15 protein-coding genes are annotated in these 15409 nt (G+C 68.3%); 5 read left to right on the top strand and 10 right to left on the bottom strand.

What is annotated here, in order from left to right; all coding sequences use genetic code 11:
• Positions 1 to 67: 67 nt before the first annotated feature.
• Genes arsJ through IBL26_RS09675 form a run of 8 tightly spaced genes read right to left on the bottom strand, consistent with a single transcriptional unit; the run spans position 68 to position 7918 of the window.
• On the bottom strand, positions 68 to 1294 hold the full coding sequence (arsJ, locus tag IBL26_RS09710) for an organoarsenical effux MFS transporter ArsJ (protein ID WP_187784276.1): 1227 nt from the start codon (positions 1292 to 1294) through the stop codon (positions 68 to 70).
• Positions 1294 to 2343: an ArsJ-associated glyceraldehyde-3-phosphate dehydrogenase gene (locus IBL26_RS09705; protein ID WP_187784275.1), complete on the bottom strand. Its 1050-nt coding sequence runs from the start codon at positions 2341 to 2343 to the stop codon at positions 1294 to 1296. Before IBL26_RS09705 ends, arsJ begins: the two co-directional genes overlap by 1 nt.
• A gap of 1 nt (position 2344) precedes the next feature.
• Positions 2345 to 3205 carry a metalloregulator ArsR/SmtB family transcription factor gene (locus tag IBL26_RS09700; RefSeq protein ID WP_187784274.1) on the bottom strand — a complete coding sequence of 287 codons (861 nt, stop codon included), beginning with the start codon at positions 3203 to 3205 and terminating at the stop codon, positions 2345 to 2347.
• 47 nt (positions 3206 to 3252) lie between these two features.
• Positions 3253 to 4074: a phosphonate ABC transporter, permease protein PhnE gene (phnE, locus tag IBL26_RS09695; RefSeq protein ID WP_187784273.1), complete on the bottom strand. Its 822-nt coding sequence runs from the start codon at positions 4072 to 4074 to the stop codon at positions 3253 to 3255.
• Positions 4074 to 4901 (bottom strand): phosphonate ABC transporter, permease protein PhnE, encoded by an 828-nt coding sequence (phnE, locus tag IBL26_RS09690; protein WP_187784272.1) that lies wholly within the window; start codon positions 4899 to 4901, stop codon positions 4074 to 4076. The genes phnE (IBL26_RS09695) and phnE (IBL26_RS09690) overlap by 1 nt, the downstream gene beginning before the upstream one ends.
• Positions 4898 to 5764, bottom strand: a complete 867-nt coding sequence (gene phnC / locus IBL26_RS09685; protein WP_241749205.1) for a phosphonate ABC transporter ATP-binding protein — start codon at positions 5762 to 5764, stop codon at positions 4898 to 4900. The genes phnE (IBL26_RS09690) and phnC overlap by 4 nt, the downstream gene beginning before the upstream one ends.
• Positions 5765 to 5773: 9 nt before the next feature.
• On the bottom strand, positions 5774 to 6745 hold the full coding sequence (gene phnD, locus IBL26_RS09680) for a phosphate/phosphite/phosphonate ABC transporter substrate-binding protein (protein ID WP_187784271.1): 972 nt from the start codon (positions 6743 to 6745) through the stop codon (positions 5774 to 5776).
• A 27-nt stretch (positions 6746 to 6772) separates the two neighbouring features.
• Positions 6773 to 7918 carry a substrate-binding domain-containing protein gene (locus IBL26_RS09675; RefSeq protein ID WP_187784270.1) on the bottom strand — a complete coding sequence of 382 codons (1146 nt, stop codon included), beginning with the start codon at positions 7916 to 7918 and terminating at the stop codon, positions 6773 to 6775.
• Between the two features lie 680 nt (positions 7919 to 8598).
• Between IBL26_RS09675 and IBL26_RS09670 the strand changes: the two genes are divergently transcribed.
• The 3 genes from IBL26_RS09670 to IBL26_RS09660 all read left to right on the top strand — a co-directional run bounded on the left by IBL26_RS09670 (position 8599) and on the right by IBL26_RS09660 (position 10170).
• Positions 8599 to 9132: a hypothetical protein gene (locus IBL26_RS09670; RefSeq protein WP_187784269.1), complete on the top strand. Its 534-nt coding sequence runs from the start codon at positions 8599 to 8601 to the stop codon at positions 9130 to 9132.
• A 77-nt stretch (positions 9133 to 9209) separates the two neighbouring features.
• Positions 9210 to 9728: a hypothetical protein gene (locus tag IBL26_RS09665; RefSeq protein ID WP_187784268.1), complete on the top strand. Its 519-nt coding sequence runs from the start codon at positions 9210 to 9212 to the stop codon at positions 9726 to 9728.
• Positions 9729 to 9876: 148 nt separating this feature from the next.
• The gene (locus tag IBL26_RS09660) at positions 9877 to 10170 is read left to right on the top strand and encodes a hypothetical protein (protein WP_187784267.1); all 294 of its coding nucleotides are present in this window, start codon (positions 9877 to 9879) and stop codon (positions 10168 to 10170) included.
• Positions 10171 to 10614: 444 nt separating this feature from the next.
• Here the strand turns inward: IBL26_RS09660 and IBL26_RS09655 are convergent, their stop codons facing one another.
• Positions 10615 to 10962 (bottom strand): hypothetical protein, encoded by a 348-nt coding sequence (locus IBL26_RS09655; RefSeq protein ID WP_187784266.1) that lies wholly within the window; start codon positions 10960 to 10962, stop codon positions 10615 to 10617.
• Between the two features lie 102 nt (positions 10963 to 11064).
• The gene (locus IBL26_RS09650; RefSeq protein WP_456316406.1) at positions 11065 to 12924 is read right to left on the bottom strand and encodes a competence protein CoiA family protein; all 1860 of its coding nucleotides are present in this window, start codon (positions 12922 to 12924) and stop codon (positions 11065 to 11067) included.
• A gap of 286 nt (positions 12925 to 13210) precedes the next feature.
• Between IBL26_RS09650 and IBL26_RS09645 the strand changes: the two genes are divergently transcribed.
• Together IBL26_RS09645 and IBL26_RS09640 are read left to right on the top strand one after the other, a co-directional pair.
• The gene (locus IBL26_RS09645) at positions 13211 to 13537 is read left to right on the top strand and encodes a hypothetical protein (RefSeq protein WP_187784264.1); all 327 of its coding nucleotides are present in this window, start codon (positions 13211 to 13213) and stop codon (positions 13535 to 13537) included.
• A 173-nt stretch (positions 13538 to 13710) separates the two neighbouring features.
• Positions 13711 to 15186 (top strand): serine/threonine-protein kinase, encoded by a 1476-nt coding sequence (locus IBL26_RS09640; RefSeq protein ID WP_241749203.1) that lies wholly within the window; start codon positions 13711 to 13713, stop codon positions 15184 to 15186.
• The last annotated feature ends 223 nt before the right edge of the window (positions 15187 to 15409 follow it).

Genomic DNA, 15409 nt, shown 5'->3' with positions numbered 1-15409 from the left:
GTTCTACCTGTACCCCTGCATTCGGCGCTCCTTTCGCCGGATTGTCACGTGCTTTGCGAGCGGGCCGTCAGACGGGGGCGTGACGTGCCACAAGGCCCTTGGGGAGCAGGAAGGTCAGGAGGGCGCAGGCGGTGAGCATCGCGGCCGACCCCCAAAGGCACCCTTCCAGACCGGCGTACTGCGTCAGGACGCCCGAGAGCAGGATGCCGCCCAGCCGCCCGGCAGCGTTGGCGGCGTAGTAGAAGCCAACGTCCTCGGCCGCCTTCTCGGAACCCGCGTAGGCCAGGATGAGGTAGGAGTGCAACGACGAGTTCACGGCGAAGGCAAACCCGAACACCGCCAGCCCGGCGACCACCACAAGGTCCGGGCGGCCGACAGTGCCCATGGCCAGCGCGATGCCGAGGGCAACGGGGACAATGGCCAGCCCGACGCCCCAGAGGCGCGCCTCCGGCACCTCGCGCGACAGCCCGTCGGGGCTGCGGCGGACCACCTGCGGCGCCAGGGCCTGCACCGCGCCGTAGCCGATGGTCCAGGCAGCCAGGAAGGTCGAGACGCCGACGTAGTTCCAGCCCTGGCTGTAGAGGAAGACAGGCAGGCCCACGACGAACCAGACATCGCGGGAGCCGAACATGAAGACCCGGGCGCCCGCCAGCAGGTTGACGCCGCGATTCTTGGCGAAGAGTTCCTTGAAGCTCTTGGATGACTTGGCCTTGCCCAGCTCGCGGGGGAGCGACAACAGCACACCCACCAGGGCCACCGCCAGCAAGGCCACCAGTGTCCAGAGAGCCGGACGGAAGCCCACGGCCTGGAGCAGGAAGCCGCCCAGGAAGAAGCCGAAACCCTTCATGGCATTCTTGGAGCCGGTGAACCACGCGACCCAGCGGAAGAGCTGTCCGGCACCCTGCTGCGAGGATGCCTTGATGGCCGACTTCGAGGCCGTCTTGGTCAGGTCCTTGGCCACGCCGGAGATGCCCTGGGCGCAGACGACCCAGGCAACCGACGCGGCGGCGCCCCAGGCCGGATCCAGGGCCGACAGCATCAGCAGCCCGCCGATCTGCAGTGTCAGGCCGATCGCCAGCATCCGGGGGATGCCGAACCGCGCCGCCAGCCACCCGCCGCCGAGGTTGGCGAAGATGCCCGCCGCCTCGTAGAGCAGGAACAGGAAAGCCAGGGTGAACGGCGTGTAGCCGAGCTGGTAGAAGTGCAGCAGCACCAGCATCCGCAACGCGCCATCAGTGAGCGTGAAGCCCCAGTAGGCGCCGGTCACGATGAGGTAGTTGCGGACGGCGGACATCAGACGCCCCGCTCACGGACAATGCAGGCCAGGTCGACCATCCGGCAGGCGTAGCCCATCTCGTTGTCGTACCAGGCGTAGACCTTCAGCATCGTCCCATCGGTCACCATGGTGCTGAGCGCGTCGACAATGGCGCTGCGGGTGTCGTTGGCATAGTCCGCCGACACCAGAGGCCGCTCCTCATAGCCCAGGATGCCCGCCAGCGGCCCGGCGGCAGCCGAGCGGAACAATTCATTGATCTCGGCCGCTGTGGTTTCGCGCTGCAGCTCGAAGACGGCGTCCGTCAGCGAGGCGTTCAGCACCGGCGCCCGGACGGCGTGGCCATTCAGCCGCCCCTTCAGTTCCGGGTAGATGAGCGCGATGGCCGTGGCGCTGCCGGTGGTCGTCGGCTGCAGGGACAGCATGGCCGACCGCGCGCGTCGCAAATCCTTGTGGGGCGCGTCCACCACGACGTTGGTGTTCGTTGGGTCGTGGATCGTGGTGATCTGGCCGTGGCGGATACCGATGGCCTCGTGGACCACCTTCACCACCGGCGCCAAACAGTTCGTCGTGCAGGACGCCGCCGTCAGCAAGCGGTGCTGCACCGGGTCGTACTGGTGGTCGTTGACGCCCACCACGATGTTCAGGGCGGCCGCTGCCGGGTCCTTCACCGGCGCCGCCACGATGACGCGCTTCACACCGCGGTCGAAGTACTGCTGGAGCTGCTCCTGCTTCAGGAACTTGCCCGTGCACTCCAGCACGACGTCGCAGCCGAGGTCGCCCCAGGGGACGTCGCCCGGCGCCGCCGCGGCGCTGAAGCCGATGCGCCAGTCGCCGACGACGATGGCTTCCTCGCCTTCAACGGCAATCCGCTCCCGCCAGCGGCCATGAATGCTGTCGAACTCCAGGAGGTGGGCCGTCGCGGCGGCGCCACCCTTGAGCTCGTTCACGTGGACGATGTCGAGGCGGTTCGCGCCACGCGGGTCGCTCGCCTCCCGGAACACGCCACCCAGGGCGGCCCGGAACGCCAGCCTGCCGATGCGGCCCATGCCATTGATACCGACGCGCATGTCAGTGCTCCTTGGCGACGGTGAGAGGGGCCTCGCTCAGGTCGTCCAGCCGGTGTCGCAGCGACATGCGATCCAGGGCTTCCATCTTGAGGCTGGTGAAGATACCGAGGCGCCGGTACAGGCTGGCATAGAGCTCATTGAGCATCAGGGTGCGCTCGTGCGAGCCAGACGCGAACTGGCCGGGCCCGGGAAGTGGCCAGGAAGCCGTGATGGCATGGCCGCCAAAGTCCGGGCAGTTCTGACCCTGAAGCTCGTCGCAGAGCGTGATGACGAAGTCCATCCGGGGCGCGTCAGGCTTTTGGAACTCCCGGTACGACTTGCTCCGAACACCAGAGATGTCGTGCCCCAGGCTTTCCAGTTTCTCGAGCACCTCTGGCATCGGCTGCGGCGCCGGATCCGACCCCGCCGAGTAGGCTCGGAAACGCTCGCCGCCCAGCTTGTTCAGGATGGCCTCGGCCATCAGCGACCGAGCGGAATTGCGCGTGCACAGGAAGAGGACATTGTAGGCCGGGGTCATGGGACCGTTCTCCGGAGGGCTGGCGGGCCAGGCTTGCATCAGGTCGCCGCAGAGCTCAGGGCGTCCGCCGCAGCAGTCCTGCGACAGGAAGGTGACCAGGTGGCGCAGGCGCTCGATCTGCGCGGCGTAGATCAGGCTGCGGCCCTGCCGGGTCGGGCGGACCAGCCCAACCTGCTCCAGCGCCCGCAGGTGGAACGACAGGGTCGAGGGGACGATGCCGAGGGCCGTGCCGACCGCGCCCGCGGAAAGGCCGGTTGGCCCCGCCTCCAGGAGGATGCGGAGGAGGTCCAGGCGGGACTCCTGTCCCAGGGCGGCAAAGACGGCAGCAGCGTCATTCGATTCCATGATTCCAGTTTAATCGAAATATGTATGTGTGTCGCGTGACATCTTGCTCAGGTGATGGCCTTTCGTACTCGGGCACTGACCCATTCGCTGACGACCACGGTCGCCAGGATAAGCAGGAGGATGACGCTGACCTGGGGCCAAGCGAGCGTTGCTACTGATCCTTCCAGTTGAAGGCCAATGCCACCAGCACCGACCAGACCCAGCACGGTGGCCTCACGGATGTTGATGTCCCAGCGGAAGACCCCGATGCCCGCGATGGCGGGCGCCACCTGGGGCAGGATCCCCCAGCTCAGGACCTGGGCGCGGGTGGCGCCGGTGGCTTCCACCGCCTCGACCTGGACCGGATCGATTTCCTCGATGGCTTCGTAGAGCAGCTTGCCGATGAAGCCGACGGAGCGCAGCGCGATGGCCAGGGTGCCCGCCAGCGGCCCGGGGCCGATGATGACCACCAGGACCAGCGCCCAGATCAGGCTGTTGATGGACCGGCTGGCAACGATGACGAACAGGGCCAGGGGCCGGACGAGCAGGACACTCGGCGTGGTGTTGCGTGCGGCCAGCACGGCAACGGGAATGCCGAGGATGACGGCCAGCAGGGTCCCCAGCGTGGCCATGTTGACCGTGTCCCAGAGCGGCTTCCACAGCACGCTGGCGTAGCTCCAGCGTGGCGGCACGGCGCGGGAGAGCAGGTCGGCACCCTGCTGGGGCGCGTCCCAGACGAAATCCCAGATGGTCGCGTCCGAGATCTGCCGGAACGAGAGGACCGTCGCCAGCACGATGGCGAGCCAAGCGCCCCAGGCCAGCAGATCACCCATCGGTGTCCGCCGACGCCACACCACATCCTGCGTCCGGGCTTCGGTGTTGGCACTCATCAGAGGGCGGCCCTGCGAATGACACCGCTGGCGTACTCGCACGCCATGACGATGAGGATGATGAGCAGAAGGATGGCGGCCGCCGTGTCGAACTCGTAGCGGTCCAGCGAGGTGTTCAGGGTCGCCCCGATCCCACCCGCGCCGACGATGCCGAGGACGGCCGACTCCCTGAAGTTGATGTCGACGCGGTACAGCGAGAGGCCCAGGAGCCGCGGCTTGACCTGCGGCAGGATGCCCCAAGCCAATCCTTGCAGCCATGAGCCTCCGGTTGCCCGCATCGCCTCAAGCTGTGCCGGATCCGTGGCCTCGATGTCCTCGGCCAGGAGCTTGCCCACGAAGCCGATGGTGGCGAAGGCGAGCGTCAAAGTGCCAGCCAGCGGGCCGAAGCCGAACATCGCGACGAACAGGATGGCGATGAGCACCTCCTGAAAGGTGCGGCTGACCACCAGGACCGCCCGGCAAAGAAGGTAAACCGGGCGTGGTGCCAGGTTGCGCGCGGCTCCGACGGCCACCGGCACCGACAGCACGAGACCGAGCACCGTGGAGACGACGGTCATCATCACGCTTTCCAGCAGCCCCTCGGCGATGTCATCCCATTTCGAGACGAAATCAGGAGGCACGAAGGCCGCCAGAAAGCGCGCCCCGCGCTGCCATCCCTCGGCCGCCCGGGCCCAGTTGATCTCCATGGTCACCAGGGCAGCCACGAACCAGGCCAGGCCGCCCAGCAGCAGGGCCCAGCGCAGCGCCCGGCTGCCGATGAGAGGCGGCGGGCGCCAACCAGCGGCCTGCGCCGCGTATGGGTTGGACGTGGCGTGGGAGGCGCTCATGCGAGCCCCGCGAGACGCTCGACGTCGGGGACGGTCGAGTGGTGCTCCTCCTCCTCGTCCGTGGCCTTGCGGCCCTGGCCCAGCGTGGCCGACCAGTCCTCGTCGCCGTAGATCGCGGTCAGGGCGGCGGCGTCCAGGCTGTCAGGCGGGCCGTCGAAGACAATGGCGCCCGCGCGCAGGCCGACGATGCGCTGGGCGAACTGGCGCGCCAGGGCGACGTCGTGGATGTTGATGATGGCCGCCAGCCCCCGCTCGGTGCAGAGCTCGAGGATAAGCCGCATGATCTGACGGCTGGTCTTGGGGTCCAGGCTGGCGGTGGGTTCGTCCACCAGCAGGAGTTCCGGGCGCTGCATCAGGGCGCGCACGATGCCCACGCGCTGGCGCTGGCCGCCAGACAATGCATCGGCCCGCTTGTTCGCCATCTCCTTCAGGCCGACCCGGTCGAGCAGCGCGAAGGCTTCCGCAACGTCGGCCTGGGGAAAGCGGCGAAACCAGGAACGCCAGAAGCCGGTGTAGCCAAGGCGGCCGGAGAGCGCGTTCTCCATCACGGTCAGCCGCTCGATGAGCGCGTATTCCTGGAAGATCATGCCCATGCGCCTGCGCTCCCGGCGCAGCGCCGTGCTGCCGAGGCCCGTCACCTCGGCACCATCCAGGCGGACAGAGCCGGATGTCGGCTGCACGAGCCGGTTGACGCAGCGGATCAGGGTGGACTTCCCGGCTCCCGAGGGACCGATGAGCGCCACCACCTCCCCGCGGCCGATCCGGAGGTTGACGTCGCGGAGGGCAAGGTCGCCCGTGGGGTAGCGCTTGACCAGGCACGCCACCTCCAGGACAGCCGCGGGCAAGACTTCCGGCATACTCATCCCGGGCACTTAGCGGCAGGCGTAGGAGACGTTGGTGGCCTGGTCGATCTGCCGGATGACGCTCCACTGCTCGCTGTAGGTGATGGGGATGAACTTCTCCTGCGGCGGCTCGGACTTGCCGAACTCCTCCAGGAGAGCCGAGCCTTCCCAGTTGAAGGAGAAGAACGCCGCCCGGATCTTCTCGGCCAGCTCGGGCTTCAGGTTGTGCGCGATGCCATACGCCGTGGTCGGGAAGCTGTCGCTCTTGTAGATGGTGCGGATGCGAGCGGCATCGATCGCGTTGCGAGCGATCATCCGGCGCATGACGCTGTTGGCGACGGCGGCCGCCTCGTAGTCCCGGTTGGCCACCCCGATGACGGAGTTGTCGTGGCGACCCGAGAAGTTGGAGCGGTAGTCGGTGCCCTCACGCAGATTGAATTGGCTCTGCAACAGGGCGACCGGCGCCTTGTAGCCGGAGTTCGAGGTCTGTTGCGAGAAGGTCAGGGTGCGGCCGCGCAGATCCTCGAGCTTCTGGATCGGGCTGTCGGAGGGTACGATGACCTCCATCTCGTAGCCGAACTCGCCGGACTTGGAGGCCATCATGGCGAAGGGCACGAAGCCGGAGCAGTTGACCGCCAGGGGAGTGGATCCGGTGTTGAACCCGGCGACGTGCAGGCGCCCGGCGCGCATCGCCTCGATCTGGGCGGCGTTGTTCTGCACGGCGAAGAACTGGACCCGCTTGCCCGTTTCCTTGGCCAGGTGCGCCAGGAAGCCGTCCCAGACCTTGCGGTAGACAGCGGGGTCCTCCACCGGCGTGTAGGCGAAGATCAGCGTGGACGGGTCCACCTGCTGGCTGGCGTCCTGTGGGGTGTCTGCGACCATGTCACCGCCGCGGTCCGTGTAGCGGGAGTCCAGGGACGTCGCCGCGGGTGCCTGCTGCGCGGCCACCGGCGAGGCGGCGAGGCTTGCCAGAGCCAGAAGCGACGTGCGTCTGCTGATCATAGTCCAGTCTCCTGTCATCGTAGAAATTCAGCCGTTCGGCCGACGGGTCATGACGGCGCGCTCGCGCACCGCATCCTGGATCGCGCGAAGCCGGTCCGCTGGTGGCGGCACCAGCCCGATGCGGGCCAGGTAGCCGCCCTGACCCAAGGCCCGGTCGGACACGTACTCGGCGAGAAATTCCTTGAGGCCGGGCACCCGGTCGAGGTTCGGCCGCTTCACGTAAAGGAAAAGCGGGCGGGAGAGAGGGTAGCGCCCGGAGGCGATGGTCTCCGCCGTGTCATCGACGCCGCCAACCATGGAGCCCTCGATGCGGTCGCGGGCGGCGTCCAGGAAGCTGTATCCGAAGATGCCCAGCGTTCCGTCCTCGCCTTCCACGATGCGCCCGACGATGGCCTGGTCGTCCTCACCGGCGTCCGTCCACCGTCCGTCCTCGCGCACGGTCGAGCAGACCCGGGTCCGCTCGGCGGCATCGGCGATGGCCTGGATCTCGGGAGCCGCACGGCACCCGGCCACCATCGCCATGTCCGTGAAGCTGTCCCGGGTGCCCGACGTCGGCGGCGGCCCGATAACACGGATCGGCCAGTCCGGCAGCTCCTGGGAGATCTGGCGCCAGGAGGTGTACGGATTCGGCACGAGGCGCCCGTCCTTGGGCACTTCTTTGGCCACGCCGAGCCAGAGCTGGGTCAGCGTGAAGTTCGGTGAGGCGAGGCCCTTCCGGTGAGCGACGACGATGCCGTCGAAGCCGATGGGGATCTCCATGACCTCGTTGACGCCGTTCCGTAGGCACAGCGCGAATTCACCGCCGGTGATTCGCCGGGAAGCATCCTGGACATCCGGGCTGCCCATGCCGTTGCTGCGGCAGAACTGGGCGAAGCCGTGCACCGTGCCGGTGCTGGCCACCTGCACGCGCTCGCCGCCCGCAACCATTGCGACCGCCGCCGCGACCGCCCGGCTGAACGGGGCCACCGTGGAACTGCCGGTGACCTGCGTGACTTCACGCGCCTGCGCCAGGGCAGCGCCGGGCGAGCCAAAGGCGGCCAGTCCTGCTCCGGCCAGCATGAGCAGCCCACCGGCACGCGACGCCAAGCCTCTGGCTGAAGCTCGCCCCTTGCTACCTGCCAATGCGGCACCGGATGTAGGCTTGAGCACCATCGCCGTGAACTCCTGCTCCACGCATATCGAATATTATTTCGATACTTGCAGAAAGGCCGTATCAGCTTACCGCGACATAGTCCCGTTGCAGTTCCGTGAACTTTGCTGTCCCGGCTCGGCCAGGGCTGTCATCGGCTCCCTTGCTAGCCGGGGTGCTCCTCCTGGCCATACGGCGACGCCCCATCCCGGCACAGTATTGCGGGCGGGCAGGTGCACCCCCCCAACGAGCCGCGACGGCCTGGCGGCCACCGTGGCTGCCGCTGTGATCGAGCCGACCAGGGCTGCTCCCAGGGGATGCCGACAGGCTACAGACGTTACCCGCCTTTGCTCGCAGTTGGACGGTGCCCAGTTTCCAGGGATGAACGCCGCTGCCCTGCCGCAGGACTGCGCAAGCGGGCAGCGCCACGTCCCCCTGGAATCTATTCAAGATTCGGAGCCAAATCAGCACCTGAAATCAGCAGGTTACGAGGCTCTTCCCCTACGATTCGCGCGGAACTTCACTACGGAACGCGCCCGGAACGGCGGACCTGCCACGCTGGCGCGGGACGGCACATGCAATCGCTCCAGGAACCAGTTCAAGCCAAGCATTTACCGTGGAACTCCACGCCAAATGGTCGTACCCTGGATTGGCCGTGGAGTTCCACGGTATTTTTGTCAGTCCTTTGTCACTTGGATGCGGACGAACAAGGATTGGACGCCGCATGGCCACGCGACCGACCGATGATCGAGACAAGAACCTGCTGCGGCTGCTTCGGTCGGAGTTCGGGCGCGACCTCGAGGGCTGGCTGCGGGCGCACGGCGCCATGTTGTACTCGGACGCTCTCAGAGGCGTCCTGCACGCGTACTCGCGCTTTCCGGCTGCTGGCGGCGGCGGGTCGGAGCCGATAAGCGAAGCCACCAAGCAAAGATTTCTCCGGTCGCGCCAGCGCCACGAGGACGACTGGCTGCTGCGCCACGTGCTGGACCCGACGTCCCCTGACTGCCTGCTCCCGCCGGTTAGGGCAAAAGTGTTGCGCGCCCGGCTGCTTGCCAAGCTCCGCGACCGGGCGCGGAACGCCCGTGGCCCTGTGATGACGGTCCGCGTTTCCGAGGAGACGGCCCTCGGGCTGGACGAGATCGGCCGCAGGCTGTTCGGGTGCACGAGCCGTTCCGAGACGGTGAAGGCGATGGCCCGGGTCGCGACCACGCACCTCCGGGCAACGGAAGGAAAACCGGATGGGTGGGGCGCCGGGTAGCCGGGGCTGCCCGCCGCCACGTCATCTGGGAAAGGACAACCACCATGGGTCGCCGCACTACGCCGAGGCGCGAGAGGATGGCCGCCATGCTGCTCCAGCGGGAGGTCGGTGACGAATGCTTCGCGTGGATGGTAAGAGCTGGCGTGTCCGCCCGGCATCCGATCTTGGCAAGGCGCGTCCGGCAGTACCAGGAAGCTGGCGGCCCGGAACCCGTGCTGTCCTTCCCGCCCGAGGCGTCCGACGAGGAGCACGAGGCGCTCGCGGCCGGATTCCCGGCTCGGCGCGCGGAGTGGCGCGGCCGCCGGAGCGCTGCGCAGGCGGAGTGGTTGATCCGGCACGTGCTGGATCGATACTCGCCCGACTTGCTGGTGACCGAGAAGTTCGCCGCGGCCACGCGGGCACGGATGCTGGCGAAACTGCGTGACGAGGTCCGGCGGGCAAAGGATTTCCGCACGATCCGCATCGACGTCGAGTCGGCCGGATGGCTGGACGCGCTGGCTCGCCACAACGGGCTGGGCAGCCGGTCGGAGGCCGTCGAGATGATGGTCCGTGTTGTCATGGAGGTGTCCGGCGGCAAGGCGGCGGCGAAGGATTGACGCGCGGCCGTCGCTGCCGTCGCCCTGCGCGGCGCCGTTCCTGTGATTGGACCGGCGATCGCGTCGGCGCCACCTTCGCCGCCGCATGCCAGCAAGGCTTGGTCGTTGGTCACCAAGGACGGCGTGCGCGGAAGCAGAAGGAATGCGCATGCCCGGCAAGGACACGACGTTCATCGGCCACACCCCTGCCCCGCTGGCACGCCCGGAGGGACAGCCGCCGATGGTGCAGGGCGCCGACGCGTCCTGGATGCTGGAGCTGGCGCGTGGGGCCAATGGCACGTTCGCCTTCGCCTACGAGCGGGTCGGCGGCATCGTCCGCGTGACCGGCCAGGCTGTGCTGCGTCACCCAGCCGGTCATGTGCTCCAGCCGGTCACCGTCGTTCTGCGCGAGGAGGACGCCGGGAAGCTGGGAGCCGGAATCCTTGGCATCATTGGTTCATGAGGGCCGCAGTCAGCCATGGCAGCCGGTTGGGGCGCTTCGCTGGTCTGGGCTCGCCAGGCCGGGGGCATTGCGGTAGTCGAGGATTTCCAACTCGCGGTGAACTGATGCAGCCTGAACTCAGCGATGCTGGCCAGCCCAGCTACCTAGAAGAGGATTACCTCCTCCAGGCGGAGGTCGGCTCTGAAGCCTCCGTCGTGCAGTTTTGCGACGCAGGCGAAGGCGTCGTCGTCGTCGCCGTCACCCCACCGGCCGGTCGTGGGCCGACGCGCTACATTGTCTTGGTCGACGGCCGCGCGGAGCCCCCGTCGCATTCGGACCCGGGCTCCGCCCGGGGGGCGTCGGCCCGCACCGCCGCCAGAAGCAGGCTCGCGCGAGGAACGCAGGAGCCGGATGAAACGCCGGAAGGCCCGACGGGACCAGGTGGACGCCGCGGCTGACCACGCCTCAGTCGTGATGCCAGCCCCGATCCATGTTCCACCGTGGGGCGGGCAAATCCTTCGGCGTCATGTGCTCACCAGCCGCTTGCCGATCCAGGATAGGCAAGAGCTCGCGATTGAAGCGGTGGCTTGGGTCAAGGAAAGCCCCCTCCCCGTGCTCGGCCTCATGAGCCTCGGCCCTTGCCAGCCAAGCAGAGAGGGTCCCATCCGGGAACAGCCGCTCGCATTCGGCCATCCCATGCCGGTCGGCCAGGTAACGCACGACGAGCAGATCACCCCGCTGCATGGTGAACTCAAGGTCTTCCCGCTTCTCCTCTTCTGTAGGTGCTGGTGCTGGCTTCATGACTCTGGTCATTGCGCGCTCCCGACCGGGTGACACCGCGACGGTGCGGCCTCGTCCATGCTGGATCGCAATGCTGCGAATTGGAGCCCGTCAGGAGGCCAACGGCAACCGCGCCTAGCGCCGCCTGCCCTTGGGCCGCGCCGCGTCGAGCAGGCTCCTGCAGCGTTCGAGCGACCGTTCGTCGACGCACTGTTCCCAAGGCGACCGACCCAGTGCGGGGTGCTTGCCGCGCAGCCACATCTGCGCCCAGTCCGGCTGGCCGGGGAAGCGCGCGATCACCTCCGCCTCGAGCCTGCTCCGGCAGCCTGCCACAACGGCGGCGGCCTCCGCCTCCCGGTCCAGGCAGCGCCGCTCGGCTTCCCGGGCCGCCATGATGCGGCCTCGCTCACCCGCCATCGCCTCGTTGATGCGGTTCCTCGCCTGCCAGTCCAGCGCGAACCGGCCCTCGTCGAAAGGCAGCCCGGTTGCGGCGCCGACCGCTTCCCTGACCCAGGCCGTGCCCGCGTCCTCGCCCATCAGGGCAACAGCGTCCAGCACCAGGGTGGCAACGAAGTCCCCTGACTCCTTGCGGCGGCGTTCCGCAGCCTGCCGCGCGAACTCCTCGCGCTCGAGGCGTGCGGCCTCCTGCCGGGCACGCGCCTCGTCCCGGCGCCTCAGCCGCACCGCATCCAGCGGCAGGCTCAGCAAGCCGCCCTCATACGGGCTGGCGTGCGGCTGGGCCATCCTCTCGAGCTCATCGAGCCTTCGCATGAGCCGTTCGAAGCCCTCACCGCCCTCCTCGGCCAGCACACGAGGCGCCACACCGAACTCGGGGACAGCCCTGTCAAGCCAGCTTGCCGTGTCCGTCCAGGGCAACTCGGCCGCCCGCAGCAGGGTGCCCAGCTTGTCCTGGAGTTCACCTTGGCGGCGCCTCGCCTCACTCGCCGCCTCCATCCGTTGCCTGGCTTTCCACCCAACGGTCTGGGCGGCCACCCAGCCATGGCGGACGCGCATCAGCAGGCCGCGCTCCGCCAGCCAGTCGGCGTAGTCGGTGATAACCTCATGGGGCGGGCGGAAGCCCGGCACGCGCTCCTGAATGTGCGTGACCAACTCCGGCTCCCAGTTCCGCCGGATCTGGAACGGCGCCTTGAGCATCTGGCGCTTCTGGAGCGTCCGGAGCGCGGCGTCACCCGTCACCAGGTGGCCCGCGGCGCTGATGGCGACATGGTCCAGGAAGGCCGCCTGCCACGTCTCGGCCGCCACCGAGAAGCACCCGGCCCCGGGAACGCTGCGGCCGACGAACCCGCCGAAACCGGCGTCGATGGCCCTGATGCGCCAGCTGGAATGGCCGGGACTCGCGGGCTCAATCCAGGCGCCCGCTACCTCGTCGGCGATCCGGCCATGGAGCCGCTGCAAGCGCCGCTTTTCGACTGCCGCCCGCTCCGCCGCGATGCGCCGCAGGCGCGCCTCCTCAGCGACAACCTTGGCGTTGTGCAGCCAGTGGCGTGGCGCCCCGCGCAAGACCAGCTCGGTGTGCTCGGCACGGGACGCGTGCCGGGGAACACGCGAGAGGTCGATCTCGACCGAGGGCAGGTTCCGCTCCCGCAGGAGGACTAGCTTCTCGGGGCCGCAGGGATGGCGGACGTGGAACTCGAGGAGCAGCTCCCTGCCCCGGCCGCGAATGATGGCATCGGGACGCAGGCCACCCATGTTGACCTCGGCCTCCGCCGCCTCGTAGGGGAATACGGTGGCGAAGGCGACGTCGTGGCGCAGGCCGTCGACCTCGGCCACCGCGTCCGGCAGAAGGATGTCGCGGGCCTCCAGCACGATCTCCTTGGCCAGCCGGTGCAGGGTGGTCTCCCAGGCGCCGACGCAGGCGCGGTCCACGTGGTGGGCGAAGTGGTGGACCTTGATGGCACCCTTGCGGGCCACCAGCCGCTCGCCGCAGCCGGGGCAGCGGCACCGGCACCCCAACCCCGAGGCCACCTCCGACACATGCGCCAAGCGGCCGTCCTCGGCGAGGCCGTAGGGGAGCTTGGTGCCGTCCCCATCGGGGGGCGGCGGCGTGGAAGGGTGGCAGCTGGCTGGTCCGTCCATGGCGCCGGTGAGGTTCAGGAAGGCTGCAGCTTAGCATCAACTTGCTGGCTTGGAGCCCCGCCGGACGAGCAGGTCGGCCCCCGCGATGGCTTTGGTTGCCTCGCGGCGGCCATCGTTCAGCCCAACAGCCGACAAGCTGTCCTGCGACTTTGCCAGCCTCGAGGTTCCCACCCCGGAGGTTCAGATGCGTCGGATCGTAGTGGCGGCAGCAGCCGCAATGACAGGGAGCCTGCTCACGCTGGCGGCGCACAACGCGTCCGCTGCCCCAGCCGCCACTTCCGTCGCCGCGCCGCCAGCGGTGGCGCAGACTGTGCAGTACTGGGACCAGCGGCCGTACGATGGCAACTGGGAGCGGCGCCAGCAGTGGCGGGAGTGGCGCCGGGAGCGGGACGAGGCCCGCATCGCCGAGGCCGCGCGGCGCGAAGCCTGGCGCATCGAGCAGGAACGCGAGCAACGCCGGGCGTGGCGGCATCAGCAGGGGTATGGCCCGCGCTACGAACGTGGCTGGTGACGGGAGGCCGTAGCGGCTGGCGATCTTCCGACCACCAACATGGCACCGGATCCTTGGATCCGGTGGGCCGCGCCACACGTGCCGCGAGGCGTAGCCGGTCCGGTTTGGTCGGGCTGGTCCCCTTCGGCAGGCGCCGCGCTATGATGCACCCCGCCATCGGCTGGAGATCGAGGATGCGGCTGCGCCTGAATCACGAGTGGATGCTGGGAGATCGGATCGGGGCCGGTGGCTTCGGGCAGGTGTTCGAGGCTCGGTGCATCTCCGGGGACGTTGGCCCCGCCGTGGCGAAGCTCGTTTCAAAGGCGTCGGGCGCCCAGCGCGAGATGCTGTTCACGGACCTGGACGGGATCCGGAACGTCGTCCCCATCATCGACAGCGGTGAGACCGACGGCCACTGGGTTCTGATTATGCCGCGCGCGCAGGCGTCATTGCGGCAGCACATCACGGACGCCGGGGGTACGATGCCCCTTGAGGATGCGCTGGCCGTGATGGCCGACATCGCCCTGGCGCTATCCGACATGAACGGCAAGGTCGTGCATCGTGACCTGAAGCCAGAGAACGTCTTGCTTCTCGAAGGCAGGTGGTGCCTCGCAGATTTTGGCATCTCCCGGTACGCCGAAGCGACCACGGCGCCGGACACCCTAAAGTACGCGATGAGCTTCGCGTACGCCGCCCCGGAGCGGTGGAGGGGAGAGCGTGCCACCGGAGCGGCCGACGTGTATGCCCTGGGCGTCATCGCCCAGGAACTTCTGTCCGGCTCCCGCCCGTTCCCGGGGCCTGACATGCACGATTTCCGGGAGCAGCACCTGCACGCCGATCCGGTGCCGCTGGCAGGAGTCTCCACTGCCCTGGCGTCCGTCATCGCAGAATGCCTCTACAAGTCGGCCGGTACCCGGCCCAGCCCCGCGAACCTCCTCGCACGCCTCGAGGCAGCCCAACGTGTCCCGGCCTCCCAGGGCAGGAGCCGCCTGCGTGAAGCAAACGGGATGAACGTCGCGCGCATGGGCCAGGAAGCCCGCCAAGCGTCATCCGCGCGTTCAGATGCGGACAGGCGCCGGGAGCTCGTCCGCGACGCGCAAGCTTCCTTCAGGCGGCTGAGCGAGCAGGTGCGCGACGCCATCAAGACGGATGCTCCGACAGCTACCATCCGCCCTGCACGGGACGGCGGTTGGTCCGCGTCGCTTAACGGGGCGACCCTGTCCTTGAGCGGCCTTGTCGCCGTGGCCGAGAAGCCGTGGGAAGGCTGGGAGGCGCCCGCCTTCAACGTGGCTGCCGCTGCCTCCATTGAGGTGCGGGTGCCCTCGAACCGCTACGACTACGACGGCCGCTCGCACGCCCTTTGGTTCGGCGACATCAAGGAGGCGGGCCGGTACGGCTGGTACGAGGCCGCCTTCATGCTGAGCCCTTTCTCACGCCAGCGTTCCCGGCTCGCGCCGTTCTCCCTGCCGCCCGGCGAGGCAGCCGCGAAGGCGCTGTGGACCGGGCTGGCGGAGTATCAGATGGCCTGGCCGTTCACCCCGTTCTCCTCGGAAAGCCTCGAGGACTTCATCGACCGATGGCTCGGCTGGTTCGCCGACGGGACACGCGGGAGGCTGCACCACCCGAACACCATGCCGGAGCGGCCTTCAGAGGGATCCTGGCGGCGTTAGGTGCCAACTCCCAATGCTGACTCCGCTACCCGCGAAGGCAGAGTATCGCCAAACCCAGACCTCCGCCGGGCAATGGCTGTAACACCCTGACGAACTGTTCACGATTTGCGGAGCTATAGGCCGCATCCAGACGACGGCGGGCAGCTCGGCACGGTTTATTCAGTGCTTTTTTCAACCCTGTGGTTTTATCGGCTTCCGGTACGTGGTCTCTGGAATGGCATGC

The sequence above is a fragment of the Teichococcus aerophilus genome, from assembly GCF_014490485.1.
Lineage (GTDB): Bacteria > Pseudomonadota > Alphaproteobacteria > Acetobacterales > Acetobacteraceae > Pseudoroseomonas > Pseudoroseomonas aerophila.
The sequence above is the reverse complement of the archived record's forward strand: the minus strand, read 5'-3'. Positions and strand labels throughout refer to the sequence as shown.